The 13,894-nt window shown below is 59.0% G+C and carries 13 protein-coding genes; 7 read left to right on the top strand and 6 right to left on the bottom strand.

The genetic code is table 11. The features are described 5' to 3' along the window. The first annotated feature begins 98 nt into the window (after positions 1 to 98). On the top strand, positions 99 to 1,592 hold the full coding sequence (locus tag PIB16_RS04175) for an ABC transporter substrate-binding protein (RefSeq protein WP_271045050.1): 1,494 nt from the start codon (positions 99 to 101) through the stop codon (positions 1,590 to 1,592). A gap of 430 nt (positions 1,593 to 2,022) precedes the next feature. On the opposite strand, the gene PIB16_RS04180 is transcribed toward PIB16_RS04175, so the two are convergent. Together PIB16_RS04180 and PIB16_RS04185 are read right to left on the bottom strand one after the other, a co-directional pair. Then, positions 2,023 to 2,277 carry a heavy-metal-associated domain-containing protein gene (locus tag PIB16_RS04180; RefSeq protein ID WP_003521591.1) on the bottom strand — a complete coding sequence of 85 codons (255 nt, stop codon included), beginning with the start codon at positions 2,275 to 2,277 and terminating at the stop codon, positions 2,023 to 2,025. A gap of 106 nt (positions 2,278 to 2,383) precedes the next feature. Then, positions 2,384 to 3,841, bottom strand: coding sequence for a TrkH family potassium uptake protein (locus PIB16_RS04185; protein ID WP_271045051.1), 1,458 nt, complete (start codon positions 3,839 to 3,841; stop codon positions 2,384 to 2,386). Positions 3,842 to 3,921: 80 nt separating this feature from the next. On the opposite strand from PIB16_RS04185, the gene ilvA reads away from it, so the two are divergent. The 3 genes from ilvA (at position 3,922) to PIB16_RS04200 (ending at position 6,961) form a co-directional block, all read left to right on the top strand. Next, positions 3,922 to 5,196: a threonine ammonia-lyase gene (ilvA, locus tag PIB16_RS04190; RefSeq protein WP_065654028.1), complete on the top strand. Its 1,275-nt coding sequence runs from the start codon at positions 3,922 to 3,924 to the stop codon at positions 5,194 to 5,196. A gap of 70 nt (positions 5,197 to 5,266) precedes the next feature. Further along, positions 5,267 to 5,578, top strand: a complete 312-nt coding sequence (locus tag PIB16_RS04195) for an HlyU family transcriptional regulator (RefSeq protein ID WP_065654027.1) — start codon at positions 5,267 to 5,269, stop codon at positions 5,576 to 5,578. Positions 5,579 to 5,695: 117 nt separating this feature from the next. Next, positions 5,696 to 6,961: a GGDEF domain-containing protein gene (locus PIB16_RS04200; protein ID WP_220318390.1), complete on the top strand. Its 1,266-nt coding sequence runs from the start codon at positions 5,696 to 5,698 to the stop codon at positions 6,959 to 6,961. Between the two features lie 43 nt (positions 6,962 to 7,004). On the opposite strand, the gene PIB16_RS04205 is transcribed toward PIB16_RS04200, so the two are convergent. Next, the gene (locus PIB16_RS04205; RefSeq protein ID WP_003521585.1) at positions 7,005 to 7,622 is read right to left on the bottom strand and encodes an FMN-dependent NADH-azoreductase; all 618 of its coding nucleotides are present in this window, start codon (positions 7,620 to 7,622) and stop codon (positions 7,005 to 7,007) included. 149 nt (positions 7,623 to 7,771) lie between these two features. Between PIB16_RS04205 and PIB16_RS04210 the strand changes: the two genes are divergently transcribed. Beyond that, the gene (locus PIB16_RS04210) at positions 7,772 to 8,740 is read left to right on the top strand and encodes a LysR family transcriptional regulator (protein WP_078054048.1); all 969 of its coding nucleotides are present in this window, start codon (positions 7,772 to 7,774) and stop codon (positions 8,738 to 8,740) included. A gap of 271 nt (positions 8,741 to 9,011) precedes the next feature. After that, positions 9,012 to 9,554: a DUF2087 domain-containing protein gene (locus tag PIB16_RS04215; protein ID WP_271045052.1), complete on the top strand. Its 543-nt coding sequence runs from the start codon at positions 9,012 to 9,014 to the stop codon at positions 9,552 to 9,554. Positions 9,555 to 9,726: 172 nt separating this feature from the next. On the opposite strand, the gene PIB16_RS04220 is transcribed toward PIB16_RS04215, so the two are convergent. The 3 genes from PIB16_RS04220 to PIB16_RS04230 all read right to left on the bottom strand — a co-directional run bounded on the left by PIB16_RS04220 (position 9,727) and on the right by PIB16_RS04230 (position 12,823). After that, positions 9,727 to 11,715, bottom strand: coding sequence for a bifunctional 2',3'-cyclic-nucleotide 2'-phosphodiesterase/3'-nucleotidase (locus PIB16_RS04220; protein ID WP_271045053.1), 1,989 nt, complete (start codon positions 11,713 to 11,715; stop codon positions 9,727 to 9,729). Positions 11,716 to 11,922: 207 nt separating this feature from the next. After that, positions 11,923 to 12,258 carry a PilZ domain-containing protein gene (locus PIB16_RS04225; RefSeq protein WP_003502271.1) on the bottom strand — a complete coding sequence of 112 codons (336 nt, stop codon included), beginning with the start codon at positions 12,256 to 12,258 and terminating at the stop codon, positions 11,923 to 11,925. Positions 12,259 to 12,355: 97 nt separating this feature from the next. Then, a complete protein-coding gene (locus PIB16_RS04230; RefSeq protein ID WP_271045054.1) occupies positions 12,356 to 12,823 on the bottom strand; it encodes a DUF1203 domain-containing protein in 468 nt (155 codons plus the stop codon). A gap of 164 nt (positions 12,824 to 12,987) precedes the next feature. Between PIB16_RS04230 and PIB16_RS04235 the strand changes: the two genes are divergently transcribed. After that, the gene (locus tag PIB16_RS04235) at positions 12,988 to 13,875 is read left to right on the top strand and encodes a DUF4344 domain-containing metallopeptidase (RefSeq protein ID WP_121490405.1); all 888 of its coding nucleotides are present in this window, start codon (positions 12,988 to 12,990) and stop codon (positions 13,873 to 13,875) included. Positions 13,876 to 13,894: the final 19 nt, after the last annotated feature.

A 13,894-nucleotide genomic window follows, 5' to 3' on the forward strand; every position in this document is an offset into this window, starting at 1 on the left:
CATAGGGTATTCTTATTGACTTTGTAGTGATTGAGTGAAATTTCGTGAAAATATACGAATTGTGAGCGTTGTCATCAAAAATAAAAGGGGAATCTTCTATGATGAAGCACGCACTTTTGGCGTCATGCGCCATTGTGGTTTCGTTTGGAACGCATGCGGCAGAGGCCGCCACGATTACCTACGACGATAATTTCGGTGTGAAGACCGGCTGGCAGATGGCTTCCGACGACGCCTATCTCGGCTCGCGTGCGGGTTGTTTCGAAAGCTTGGTGCGTGTCGGTTATGACATGAAGCTGGAGCCAAGCCTTGCCGAGTCCTGGAAGCAGTCTGATCCCAAGGTGTGGGAATTCAAGCTGCGCAAGGGCGTCAAGTTCCAGAACGGCGAACCGCTCGATGCCAAGGCCGCGGTCAATGCACTCAGCAATCTCCTGAAAGCACCCGTGCCCGCCCGTGCCTTCTCTCCGAAGCTGATTGCCGCCGTCGAAGCTGGCGGCGATGATGTGGTGAAGATTACGACGATCGAACCCTCCGTGCTGCTGCCGGCGCAAATGGCAAGCCCCGCCACCTCCATCCTCGCTCCATCCGCCTATAAGGACGGCAAGGTCGATCCGATCGGAACCTGCACCGGACCTTTCAAGATCACCGAGGTCGATCCCAGCCAGCATATGGTTCTGACGGCCAATCACGACTATTGGGACGGCATGCCGAAACTTTCCGGCGGCCGTGTCAATTTCGTGCCCGATGCCGACACACGCGCCACCCAGGTCCGAACCGGGGAAGCGCAGGTTTCGCGGCTCGTGCCGCCATGGACGGTCAAGACTATCGAATCCACCGATGGCGTCAAGGTTGCGCCAATCCCGTCGCCGCGTATCACCGAGTTGCTGCTGAACAATTCAAAGCCGCCTTTCAACAATATCAAGGTGCGCCAGGCGATCCAGGCCGCCATCGATACGGGTGGTATCGCCGAGAGTATCTATGAAGGCGTGGTCAAGGGCGCGACCATGCCTTTTGCGGCCGGCGAACCGTGGGCTGCAAAGGAAACCAAACCCGCTTATGACGTGGAAAAAGCCAAGGACCTTCTGAAAGAGGCCGGCGTTGCACCCGGCAGCCTGAAGGTGACGCTCCTTGCCTATACCGCAAAGACCGAACTCAAGGACGTCGCGGCGATCATCCAGGCGCAGTTGCAGGAAATCGGCATCAAGGTCGATGTTCGCGTTGCCGATTACAGCGCCATTGAGCCCGACATGCTGGCCGGCAACTTCGACATGGCGCTGCTGTCTCGCGGTTACGCCACCGATGTCGCCGAACCGGCCGGTTTCCTGAATGCCGACTATACCTGCGGCGGCAGCTACAATATCTCGCACTATTGCAATGCGGAGACGGACAAGCTGATCAAATCCGCCTATTCGGCGGGCGAACCCACCAAGCGTTACGCCATTTACGGCGAAGCGGCGAAGAAGATTTATGACGAAGCCGTCTCCGTCTTCCTCATCCATGAGACCGTGTTCGATGCCTATTCGGCAAAGCTCGAAAACTACAAGCCGCATCCGCTGAACTATTTTGTCATGACCAAGGATCTGGCGACGAAGTAAGTTGGTGCGATGGTGCTGATTGAGAGGGACCCGGCTCGCAAGAGCCGGGTCTTTCTTGCGATAAGGCCCTTGAACCTCTCCTCCGTCATTCCGGCCCTGAGCCGGAATCCAGCCAGCCCAAGTCCTTGGGCTGAAAGGAATCTTCCCGCCGTACATACGCACGTCGGCTGGTTCCGGCTCAAGGTCGAAATGACGGAGGAGGGGAACAGACAGGTTCACAAGGCCGGTGTGACGGCATGTGGATGATTCGCTTCATTAAATTGGAAAAATCTCCTCCGTCATCCCTGATTGAAAGGGATAGGGCGTTCGCCATCGGGGAGGAAAGAGGGACGGATGCCGTCCAAAACCCGTCACATAATGCAGCGTGAAGCGGGGCAGATGGGGCGATCCGGCGGCCGCAGCGATGAAGCGCCGCCGGTATCTCTTCGGATCAGGCGCGTGCTTCGGGCGTATAGCCTGCAGCGGTGATGATTTCGGCAATACGTGCTGCATCGGAGACGCCGCCAACCACAACCGTGCGGCTTGCCGGATCGGCATGCACGGCAGCGCCGGGAACGGTCTTTTCGATCGCGCCCTTGATCACTCCGGCGCAGTGACCGCAGGTCATGTCTTCAACGTGAAAAGAAAGGTCTGCATCAACCGGTGCCGTGGTGGTTTCGGCATGATGCTGGTGAGCGGTGCACATAGGCGGTTCTCCATGGTTTGGAATTCTAACAGGAGGAGCCTGGACTATTCCAACGTGGGAAGGTCAAGCGCTTTATTCGCCGGCGCTCAACAAGTATGCCACGACATCAGCTGCGCCAGAAGATCGGCATCAGCAGCACCAGAACCGTCAGGATTTCCAGACGTCCGAGCAGCATCAGGACCGAGAGGAGATAAAGCGCGGGATCGCTGATTGTGGAGAAATTGCCTGCCGGGCCGATGATCGGGCCGATGCCGGGTCCGACATTGGCGAGCGAGGTCGCAACGGCCGAGGTGGCAGTCAGGAAATCGTAACCCATAAGGCTCATGGCAAGGCTGCCGGCGATCCACAGCGCGATGAAGCAGCTGACGAACAGGAAGATCGTCCGGATCGTATCGGGATCGACCACCTGGTGGCCGTAACGCACCGAATAGACCGCGTTCGGATAGATCAGCTTCTTCAGCCCGGCGCGCACCACGTTGAACATGATGAGAAAACGATAGGCCTTGATACCGCCCGCCGTCGAGCCGGAACAGCCACCCATGAAGGTGGCGAAAAAGGCGACGACGACGACGAAAGGCCCCCAGAGCGTATAGTCGTCGCTGGCAAAGCCGCCGGTCGAAAGGATCGAGGTCATATTGAAGAAGGAATGGCTGAGCGCGTCATCCAGCGGCACACCGTTCCTGAAATGATGGTAGACGCCAACCGCAATCGAGATTGCACAGAGATAACCGAGGAAAACGGCGATCTGCGGGTCGCGCAGAGTCTCCAGCCGGCGGCGCACCGCAAGCAGGATCATGACGGAGAAGGGCAGGCTGCCGAAGATCAGAAAGATGGTGGCGATCCACAGCAGCGCCGTATTGTTGAAATAGGCAAAAGACGCGTCATGGGTGGAAAAACCGCCGGTCGCGACCGTCGACATGGCATGGTTCAGCGCATCGAAATGCGACATGCCGGCAAAATCGTAAGCGATGGTACAGGCAAGCGTCATGATGATGTAAATGGCCACAAAAGCCCGGGTGAAGCTCGCGAGCCGCGCAAAAGGCCGGTCGTTGCCGGTGTCGGAAGATTCCATGCGGAAGAAGGTCATGCCGCCGACACGCAGCAGCGGCAGGATGAAGAGGCCCAGCGCCACGATACCGATACCGCCAAGCCAGCATAGCAGCGAACGCCACAGAAGGATGCCCTGCGGCGCGTTGTCGAGACCGGCAATGGCTGTAGACCCCGTCGTCGTAATCGCGGAAACGGATTCGAACAGCGCCTGGCCGAGCGTCAGGTTGAGTTCGGACAGGTAAAGCGGAACCGCGCCGACAATGGAAAACACCAGCCAGAGCAAGTTGACGAGCAGAAAGCCGAAACGTTTGTTGAAGGCCGCAATCGGACCGCGCGTCGCCAGCGCACAGGCAAGCGCAAAGCCCCCGCACATGAAACCCGACAGCGCAAACACCATCCAGTCGTCATTGCCGTAATAAAGATCGGTGAGCGCCGGCAGGAACATGGCCGTCGCCATGTAAAGCCCGAAGATGGACGCCACATATATGACCGAGCGCAGAAGGTTGCTGTTCAAGAAATGAAACCCGGAGTTTGTTGCCGCGCTGAAATGAGTCTTTGTCTCGGACGTCTTCCTATGGCATAGCGGGTGCCATTATGAATTTCAATGGATTGACTATCGTGGACAAGCAGCTTGTGGAAGCAGCGCGGCGAGAAGTGCGGGAAATATTCCCGGAAACGCCGTTGCAGTTGAATGAACATCTCAGCCGTCGATATGGCGCGTCGATTTGGCTGAAGCGTGAGGATCTGTCCCCGGTTCGTTCCTACAAGATTAGAGGCGCATTCAACTTCCTGCGCAAGGCGGTGGCCAAGGCCGGCAAAGGCAAGGTTTTCGTCTGCGCTTCGGCCGGAAACCATGCGCAGGGCTTTGCTTTCGCCTGCCGTCATTTCGGTGTTCAAGGCGTTGTTTTCATGCCGGTGACGACACCGCAGCAGAAGATCGAAAAGACCCGCATCTTCGGCGGCGAATTCATCAGCATCCGTCTGGTGGGCGATATATTCGACCAGTGTTATGCCGCCGCCCGCAAATATGTTGAGGACAATGACGGCTACATGGTGCCGCCCTTCGACCATGAGGACATCATCGAAGGCCAGGCGACGGTCGCCGCCGAAATCATGGATCAGCTTCCGGAAGGCACGAAGCCGGATATCGTCGTCATGCCCGTTGGCGGCGGCGGTCTTTCTGCCGGTCTATCGGGCTTTCTGGCCGGCACGGTCCGCAAGGAGAACTTCGTGTTCTGCGAGCCGGAAGGGGCGCCGAGCCTGAAGAAAAGCCTTGAACGCGGCGAACCGGTGACGCTGAACAAGGTCGATAATTTCGTCGACGGCGCTGCCGTCGCCCGCATCGGCGACCTGAACTTCAAGGCCCTGAAGGATTTTCCGGCCGAGCAGGTCATGCTCATCCCGGAAAACGCCATCTGCGTGACGATCATCGAGATGCTGAATCTCGAAGGCGTGGTGCTGGAGCCGGCCGGCGCGCTGGCAATTACCGCGCTGGAAAAGCTCGGCCGCGAGAGGCTGGAAGGCAAGACGGTCATCGCCGTGGTTTCCGGTGGCAACTTCGATTTCGAGCGCCTGCCGGATGTGAAGGAACGCGCCATGCGTTATACGGGCGTGAAGAAATACTTCATTCTGCGCCTGCCGCAGCGCCCCGGCGCGCTGCGCGATTTCCTCAACCTGCTCGGCCCGGACGACGATATCGCCCGTTTCGAATATCTGAAAAAATCGGCCCGCAATTTCGGTTCGATCCTGATCGGTATCGAAACCAGCGCTAAGGAGAATTTCGCCGGCCTGCTGGAACGTTTCGAAGCCGCCGGTCTCGGTTATGAGGACATCACCGAAAACGACATCCTGTCGAACTTGATCATCTGATCGGAAGAGGCAGGGAAGGGCGGATCGCCTCCGCCCTTCAAAACTGACACAGATTGAGGGAGTGAAAGCCATGGCATCGTTTTTTTCCAAAATCCTCTCGGCCTTCGGCTCCGGCCAGCCGTCCTCCGACGCGCCGCAGAAGGTCGCCCAGGCGGAGCCGCATGCGCATGGCGACTATCTGATCTATGCGACGCCGATCAAGGAAGGCGGCCAGTTCCGCCTGGCGGGCCGCATCGAAAAAAAGGCTGGCGATGAAGTGCTGGTGCATGAATTCGTGCGCGCCGACGTCTTCACCAGCATGGACGATGCGGTTGAGTTCACGATCCGCAAGGCAAAGCTCATCATCGACCAGAACGGCGCTTCGCTTTTCCCAGGAAAATGATGACGCTTTCTTGCCTCGGATATTAAGATTCCGTTGTTTGCTTCGGCCTATCCTCCTCAAAATGTGAAGCCGCGCGCCACTGACGCCGCGCGGCGCGTATAGGTAAGGCATGCGCCGATGCAATGGGCAAATCTCGCCCTCTTTCTGACGGAAGCCGTCGTCTATTTCTCGGTAATGACGGCCTTCCTTCATTACCGGCATATTCTCGGCATCGGTGTTTTTCTCACCGCGCTGGGAGTCATGCATTTTCTGGAAACCTACCTGGCGGCCGTCTTTTACGTGCAGCTGCCTTTCGGCGTGGCGTCGCCCGGCTCCTCGATTCTTTTTGCCGGCAAGCTGATGATGATCCTCATGCTCTATATGCGGGAGGACGCGGCGGTCGTTCGACAGCCGATCTACGGCCTGTTTCTCGGCAATATAGTGACCGTCATCATGGCGCAGATCATCCGTTTCCATCAGACGGTGGCGATCGTTCCCGGGCAGTCGGTCAGCACCGCATTTCTGGATGACATGGGCGTGTTGATGGTCTGGGGAACCAGCCTGCTTTATATAGACGCGATCGCCATCATCCTGTTTTACGAAAAACTGGGGCGTTATCTGCAGCGCCATATCGTACTGCGCTTTGCGATCTGCGGTGTCGTTATCCTGAGCTTCGATCAGGCGGGTTTTTATGGGGCGCTGCGATTGTTGTTCAACGCCCCTCTCGATGTCTTTTACGACGGCTGGAAGGCGAAGATGGCGGCAGTCGGCATCTATTCGCTGCTGTTTGCCACCTATCTCTGGCTGACATCGGCCAAGGGCCGCTTTCTGACACGCCGCAGCGTTGCCGATGTCTTTAACGATCTCACCTTCAGGGAACGTTACGAGGAGCTTCTGTCCCGCTCCGGACGCGATATGTTGACGGGCGTATCGGACCGCGCCCGCATGGAGCTCGATGCGCCCTCCGTCGTCGTTGAATGCCTGGAGAAAAAGCGGCCGGTCAGCGTGCTGATCGTCGATATCGATCATTTCAAGACCGTCAACGATACGTTCGGGCACCTGCAGGGCGATGAGATCTTGCGGGAATTCGCCGCCGTCCTGAAGCGCGCCGTGCAGCCGCTGGGACATCTCTACCGCTTCGGCGGCGAGGAATTCGTTGTCCTCCTGCCGGCAATGGCGCATGAAACGGCGCTGGCATTTTCGAACAATCTTCGGGCAGCGATCCTTGCGGACCTGCAGCGGCCGGACGGTTCGCCGCTGACCGTCAGTATCGGCGTCGCCACCGCTTTCGAGGATGGACAGCTTTTCCGCGCGCTCCTATCGGAGGCCGATGCGCGGCTCTATGCGGCAAAAAATAACGGCCGGGACCAGGTCCACGGCCGTTACGGAATGTGGGTCGGCTGATACCGGCAACCCTGGCCGGCATCGCCCAGACATTCGATGTGCCTCAGGCGGCCTGCGCCAGCTCGGCAACCTTGGCTTCAGCGGCAGCCACAGCCTTTTCGACGGCTTCCGGACCGAATGCCAGGCCTTCGACATAGATGACTTCCACATCGGTCATGCCCATGAAGCCGAGAACGGTCTTCAGGTAAGGAACGGCATGGTTCATCGATACCGCCGGGCCTTCGGAGTAAACGCCGGCAGCGGCCAGTACGATGTAGACCTTCTTGCCAGTGGCGAGGCCGACCGGGCCGGTTTCGGTGTATTTGAAGGTCTGGCCGGCGCGGGCGACATTGTCGATCCACGACTTCAGGCCGGAATAAATGTTGAAATTGATAAGGCCGGTGCCGATGACGACGGTGTCGGCGGCGAGAAGCTCGGTCACCAGCTTGTCGGAATAATCGGCGGCAACCGCTTCTTCGGCGGTGCGCTGGTCGGGCGCCTTGCGGATGGCGGCGGTCTTGACGGTGTCGAGATGCGGGATCGGGTCAGCAGCGAGATCGCGGTGGACAAGGGTGTTGGAAGCCGACTTGGCCTTCAGCTTGTTTGCGAGTTCACCGGCAAACTTGTTGGAAACCGATTCGTCGCCACGCGGGCTGGAGGTGATGAGAAGAATGTTGGACATGGTCTTTCCTTGCATATGCGATGAATTGACGGGCGCCTTGGGAGGGCGGGAGAGCACGATGCCCTTCCTTTGCGCTCTATATGAAAAATTACTGCCATCAAGAAAACTGTGATAATGTGGAAGCAATCTATCGATGAAATGGATGGGACATGGACGCGAACCCGACCCTCGATCAATTGCAGGTGTTTTTGACGGTTGCCGAGACCGGCAGTTTTTCCGCCGCGTCACGGGCGCTCAATCGCGCCCAGTCGGTGGTCAGCTACACCATCGCCAATCTCGAGGCGCAGCTTGAAGTGACGCTGTTCGAGCGCAGCGGCGTGCGCCAGCCGAAGCTGACGGATGAAGGCCGCGCCATGCTGGAGGATGCAAGGCGCATCGTCGCCGGACTGCAGGAGATGCGCGCCCGCGCCAAGGGGCTGAAGCAGGGGCTTGAGGCGGAACTCTCGGTCGCCATCAGCACCATGGTGCCGGCGGAGGCCATGGTGGCCGTGCTGCGGGATTTTCGCCAGCAATTCCCAACCGTCACCCTCAGCCTCAATGTCGGCGAGCTGGGCATGGTCATGGAGATGGTGCTCTCCCGCAAGGCAGGTGTTGGCATTGGCGGGGCGATGCTGCGCCAGGATGATGAACTCGTCGTCGAAAAGGTCGGCCATTCCTTCATGTTGCCGGTCGTCGCGTCGGATCACCCGCTGGCGCAGATCGAGCGGCCGCTGGGCCTTGCCGATGTGCGCGAGGAGGTTCAGCTTGTCGTAACCGATGCATCCGGCCTGACCAAGGGCCGCGATTTCAATGTGCTTTCTTACAAGACATGGCGGGTCAGCGACATCGCCACAAAATACCAGCTCATCAAGGGCGGTCTGGGCTGGGGCGGCCTGCCCGCATCGATCGTTCGTAACGACATCACCAATGGCAGCCTCAAGGCGCTTGAACTCGAGGCCTATGAACAGGGCGAATATCCGCTCTTTGCGCTGCGGCGGGTCGATTCACCCGCCGGCCCCGCCGGCCAATGGCTTGCCGAAGCATTTCAGCAACGCCTCTCTGCCTGCCCGAACCACAAGGATTTCAACGGGATGCTTGCGGCACACAAGCAGAGAACCATTTCTGTCGCCGCTGAGTGACATTGTCTAACTATGTCTGGACCGAGCGGGGCCACCTTTTCCCGGCGGGGAGAAGAGACGCGCGGCAACCTCGGCGCTATGCCAGCAAGGCCAATTGACGCGGGCGGGTCGCCTGCCTATACCTAAACCACGGTCAGCAGTTCACCGAGGCATCGCCGTCCCGCAAGGGAAGCTAAACCTGCATTTTTAAAGTTTGGCAGCACTTATCCCGTGCCATGTCGGAAGCCGGCGATCAGCGACACCTTTTCGGAATGGCACTTGAGGGTAAGTCATGCCACGTTCGATCCTTTCCATTGATATCGCAGACCTCTCGACTTTCGCCAAATCCGTCCGCGAACAGATCGGCAGGCTGGACCGAAAGCCAAGCCATGTAGAGATGCTCAATCTTCTGAGCCGGGCTGCCGGGTTCCGAAATTTCCAGCATTTGCGAGCCTCGCGCGAGCCATCCGATGACAGCGGACCATCCCGGCCAGAGATGCTGCCGGCAGCCAATGAGGGCAGGGTGCTGAAGACCGTTCGTGTCTTCGACGCTGCCGGCCGGCTGATGCAATGGCCGGCCCGCCGCGCGCAGCAGGAACTGTGCCTCTGGTATCTATGGGCGAAAATTCCCGCCGGGCGGGGCTTTTCCGAGCGCGAATTCAGCAGCTTTCTGGATAGTCTGCACCTGTTCGGGGATGCGGCCATGCTGAGGCGCGACATGGTCGGCCTGAGGCTTATCCGCCGCAACCGCGATGGCAGCGATTATCGGCGCATAGAGCAGAAACCGCCATTGGAACTGCCGCTTCTGCTGCGAGCGCTCGGTGGACGCGATTGAGGGGATAGCCCTCGGTAGTGCCGATAGTTTCGACCAAACTCGGCGTTATCCTCGGGCTTGTCCCGAGGATCTGCTACGGATTGATTTAATTCGACGTGGTTAGATCCTTGGGACAAGCCCAAGGATGACGGCAGAGCTTCACCCTGCCGCCAACAGCCGAAAGGCCGCAGCCTCAAAGAACCAGACGGAACTTCGCGAAACCTTCCGCGCCGTCGCCGGCATCCTCGATCTTTGCGCCCTTGATATCGGCCGCATAGTGGCGGCCCTTGGGGCCGGTCTCAAAGATCGCCGTGGTATCGGCCACCGGCGCGAAGGACCAGTTGGCATCCGCAGACGGGTTGATGGTGCCCTGATCGATGATATAGCGCACGATCACGTCGCGGTTGGTATCGGGGGCCACGAAGATCACCTTGTCGCCGGCGATATCGGGGAATTTGCCGCCGCCGCTGGCCCGGTAATTATTGGTCGCCACCACGAATTTCTGCTCGGGATCGATCGGTTTGCCTTCAAATTGCAGGTTGACGATGCGGTTGCTGTCCGGGTTGATGGCCTTGCCATCCTTGTCGAATTTCGCCGGTTTGGAAATGTCGATCTGATAGGTCACGCCGTCGATGACATCGAAATTATAGGACGGGAAATCCGCATTCAGCAGCGGCGCATCCTTTGCGCCGGCCTCGACCGTATTGAACATGCCGGCCGACATTTCCAGCCAGTTCTTCACCTGCGCGCCGTTGATCAGCACCGCCTGCACCGTGTTGGGGTAGAGGTAAAGATCGGCGACGTTCTTGATGGCGATGTCACCGGCGGGGACATCGGTATAATAATCCGCACCGCCGCGACCGCCGGACTTGAAGGGGGCTGCCGCCGAAAGCACGGGCAGATCCTTGTATTGCCCTTCCTTCAGCATGTCCTTGATGTACCAGGTCTGGGCATTGGAGACGATCTGTACGGAAGGATCGTCGGCCACCAGCGCGAAATAGGAATAGAGCGGCGCGGAGGTCTTGCCGACGGGACGGCGCACATAGGCAAGGGCCGCCTCGTGATCGGTCTTGGCGGCGGCGAGGACTTCCGCCTTGTCCGTGAAATCGGCGACGACCTTGCGGTTTTCGTCGCGGTGGTAGATCGGCCGGGCTTCGGAGGTGAAGTCGACGATCTTCCAGCTCTTGCCGTCCTTTTCAAGGAGCAGGTCGATGAGGCCCATATGCGAGCCCCAGAAACCGGCCATTACCGCCGGCTTGCCCATGAGCGTGCCCTTGACGGCATCCGCACCCTCAATGCCGTCCCAGGTCTTCGGACCGGGGAAGACCAGATGCTGGTGGCCGGTGAAGATCGCGTCGATGCCTTCGACACCCGCCAGATAAAGCGAGGCGTTTTCCATGCGCTCGGTCTGGCCCTTGCCGTCGATACCGGAATGGGAAAGGGCGATGACGATATCCGCACCTTCCTCCTTCATGACCGGAACCCAGGCTTTCGCCGCCTCGACGATATCGCGCGTCTGCGCCTTGCCCTCGAGGTTCTTGGAATCCCACATCATGATCTGCGGCGGCACGAAGCCGATGATGCCGACCTTGACCGGGCTCGTCACGCCGCCGCCGTCGCGGATCTGCTTTTCCAGAATGACATAGGGCTTGAAAAACAGCTCGTCGTTCTTCGGATCGGAAGCAAGCTGGCCCTTGGTGAGGTTGGCGCAGATGTAAGGGAAGCCCGCACCCGCCAGCGTGTTCGACATATAGTCGAGACCATAATTGAATTCGTGGTTGCCGAGCGTACCGCAATCGTAACCCAGCACGTTCATGGCGTTGATCACGGGGTGCTTGTCGCCGGCCTTCATGCCGCGCTCATAGGCGATATAGTCGCCGAGCGGGTTGCCCTGCAGGAAATCGCCATTGTCCACCAGCATCGAGTTTCCGGCTTCGGCGCGGATGGTGTCTATGATCGAGGCGGTGCGCGCCAGTCCCATCGTGTCGTTCGGCTTGTCGGCGTAATAATCATAGGGAAAGACGTGAACATGGATATCGGTCGTTTCCATGATACGCAGATGCGCCTGGTTGGCCGCCGCACGCGCAGCAAAAGGGTGCAGCATCACCAGCGCCGAGGAGGCTGCGATGCCGCCCAGAAGCGAACGCCGGGTAATGGGGTGGAGAGCGAGAAGCGACGACATGGGAACTCCTTCGGATGAAGCTTGCTCTGTCTTGAAAAATGACAGGGTAGAAGCAATCGCAGAGGAGTCCATCACCAAAATGACAGGCCCGTGACAGATGGGGCGGTTTTCAACCGTTTGATAAATTTTTTATCGCGGGCGTGCGGCGCAGGTGTCGCCGCACCGGAGAATGCGCATCCAACGTTCTTTGCATTGCTGCGCTTTAGATCAGCGGGCCAGCGTCGGTTTCACTTCTTCGTGGAAGAAGCGGAAATAGGAGGAAAGCTGCGCCAGCGTGTTGGTGGAAAGCTTGAGCTGCAGGCCGAGGCGGTTCATGTGCTGCCATTGCACGACGCCCTCGATGAAGCCGAGATCCTCACTCTGCACCTTGACCCGGCTGCCCTTGGCGGCGGCGAAAGGTCCATCCAGCTCGAGCGCCATTCCGGTGGCGGAAAGATCGACCACACGCCCTCTGGTCGACTGGCTGAAATAATGCACGGTCGCAAAAATCCTGGTCTTGCTGCGGGGCGCGGTCCGGGTCGCCATGTTAAGGTTGTTTGTCATTTTGCTGCTCAAATCAATTGTTTCCGATACCTGCATCATGGCGCGAAAAACTTGAGAGCCGTTTAGTTCTTCTCTTAAAATTGCATGTAATTGCCGATTATGCTGTGTCGATACGGCACTGATAGCAATTATTGCGGGCGGAGCGCACATGCACATAAGCGACATCCGCGCGCTCCAGAAGGTGCCGCGCGCGCGAAACGATCTCGCCTGTGGCCGTCACCGCGCCGGTGCCGTAGACGATGCGGCCATCGGCTCCATAACCGCGCACGATATAATCGGGGCTGTCCAGCATCGGCGGAATGGCCTGCGTCTGCGGATAGCGCTCACAGGCGTCGGCATGCAGAAACACCGGGCCTGTTTCCGCATAGGGCTGCAGCGAGGGAAAGGGCCGGTAGGCGAGGATCAGCATCCCTTCGCCTTCCCCGATCTGGGAAAGGCAGTGGCGGCAGGGCATGCCGCCGGGAGAAACGGCTCTCTCCGGCGGATTGCCATAGGCGTCGGCGGCTCCCGCCCGGTAGGCTTCGGCTTCCTTAGCCGGCATTGCAGTGAAAACGAGATCGGTCATGACGGAGACCTCCTGGGTTGGGTTCGGCGTTGCTTCTTTGCAGCTATGGTCCCGAAACGGATCACTATCCACCCGATTCTTGACAGGCGATGCAACCAGCCCATTGCGTGACTCGTTAGCTTCGGGAATCAGTGACGCTCCTCGTTCCCGGAAGGTCTGATTTTATGTTCCGTCGTTTTCTGGCCGCCGTTCCGCTGGCTTTCGTTTCGTTGACGGCTCCGTTTGAGGCCGAGGCGCAGGTCGCTTCCGGACTCGATGGCCTGTCCGACGAACAGCTTCAGCAGGCGGTCAATTTCGTTATCGGCAATGCGATCTTCTCGCTTTATCACGAGGGTGCGCGCATGCTGATCTCGGATTTCGGAACGGCGGACACGGCAAGTGTGCAGGCGCCGGCCGATCAACTGGCTGGCACGCTCATCCTCCAGGCCAACGAGGAATGGCTCGACACCGCGCTCGTCAATGCCACGGACAGCTGGTATCTGGCGCGTGAGGCGGAGACCTTGCCTGAGCACGAAGCCCCGGTCTTCTCCGCGCTGGTGCCTGACAGGAGCCGCGATCGCAACATGGCCTGCCTGATGGTCGGCCGTGACAAGGACGGTTATGGCGATCTGGCCGCCATGATGGGGCTCAACAATGCCGAATTCGACAAGTGCGCCGCCGCCTATCCGGGCGTCGCTTCGGCCTGGGAGAATTTTCTGAGCCCCCACCGCAGTCAGACGCCTTCCAGATTCTCCGTCAGCTACGTGCCGCCGCGCGACCCGGAGCTTGAGCCCTACGCCATCATGATCAAGGAATCGAAGGTTCTCGATCTCATCAGCCGCAGTTTTAGCGGCTATGGCTTGAAGGGGGACGTCAAACTGACGGCCAAGTCCTGCGGTCGTCCCGACGTCTACTGGTCGGCGGAAAAGCGCGAGATCACCTATTGCTATGAACTCGGCAAGTTCCAGGCGGAACTGATTGCCGATCACCTGTTAAACACCGTCACGGAAGACAAGGGCGCTGCCGGCGGGCAAATCCCGACGGCCGCCGCTAATCTGGAACGGGAAATCTGAGGCCGGATTGCCGAAACGC

Origin of the sequence: Agrobacterium sp. ST15.13.015, from assembly GCF_027871645.1 — a bacterium.
In the GTDB taxonomy this organism is placed as follows: domain Bacteria; phylum Pseudomonadota; class Alphaproteobacteria; order Rhizobiales; family Rhizobiaceae; genus Agrobacterium; species Agrobacterium leguminum.

Bases quoted from the DNA above. Each gene is read 5' to 3' on its own strand.
- PIB16_RS04175 (WP_271045050.1), top strand. From the start codon at position 99: ATGATGAAGCACGCACTTTTGGCGTCATGCGCCATTGTGGTTTCGTTT.
- PIB16_RS04180 (WP_003521591.1), bottom strand. From the start codon at position 2,277: ATGTGCACCGCTCACCAGCATCATGCCGAAACCACCACGGCACCGGTT.
- ilvA (WP_065654028.1), top strand. From the start codon at position 3,922: ATGAATTTCAATGGATTGACTATCGTGGACAAGCAGCTTGTGGAAGCA.
- PIB16_RS04195 (WP_065654027.1), top strand. From the start codon at position 5,267: ATGGCATCGTTTTTTTCCAAAATCCTCTCGGCCTTCGGCTCCGGCCAG.
- PIB16_RS04200 (WP_220318390.1), top strand. From the start codon at position 5,696: ATGCAATGGGCAAATCTCGCCCTCTTTCTGACGGAAGCCGTCGTCTAT.
- PIB16_RS04205 (WP_003521585.1), bottom strand. From the start codon at position 7,622: ATGTCCAACATTCTTCTCATCACCTCCAGCCCGCGTGGCGACGAATCG.
- PIB16_RS04210 (WP_078054048.1), top strand. From the start codon at position 7,772: ATGGACGCGAACCCGACCCTCGATCAATTGCAGGTGTTTTTGACGGTT.
- PIB16_RS04215 (WP_271045052.1), top strand. From the start codon at position 9,012: ATGCCACGTTCGATCCTTTCCATTGATATCGCAGACCTCTCGACTTTC.
- PIB16_RS04220 (WP_271045053.1), bottom strand. From the start codon at position 11,715: ATGTCGTCGCTTCTCGCTCTCCACCCCATTACCCGGCGTTCGCTTCTG.
- PIB16_RS04225 (WP_003502271.1), bottom strand. From the start codon at position 12,258: ATGACAAACAACCTTAACATGGCGACCCGGACCGCGCCCCGCAGCAAG.
- PIB16_RS04230 (WP_271045054.1), bottom strand. From the start codon at position 12,823: ATGACCGATCTCGTTTTCACTGCAATGCCGGCTAAGGAAGCCGAAGCC.
- PIB16_RS04235 (WP_121490405.1), top strand. From the start codon at position 12,988: ATGTTCCGTCGTTTTCTGGCCGCCGTTCCGCTGGCTTTCGTTTCGTTG.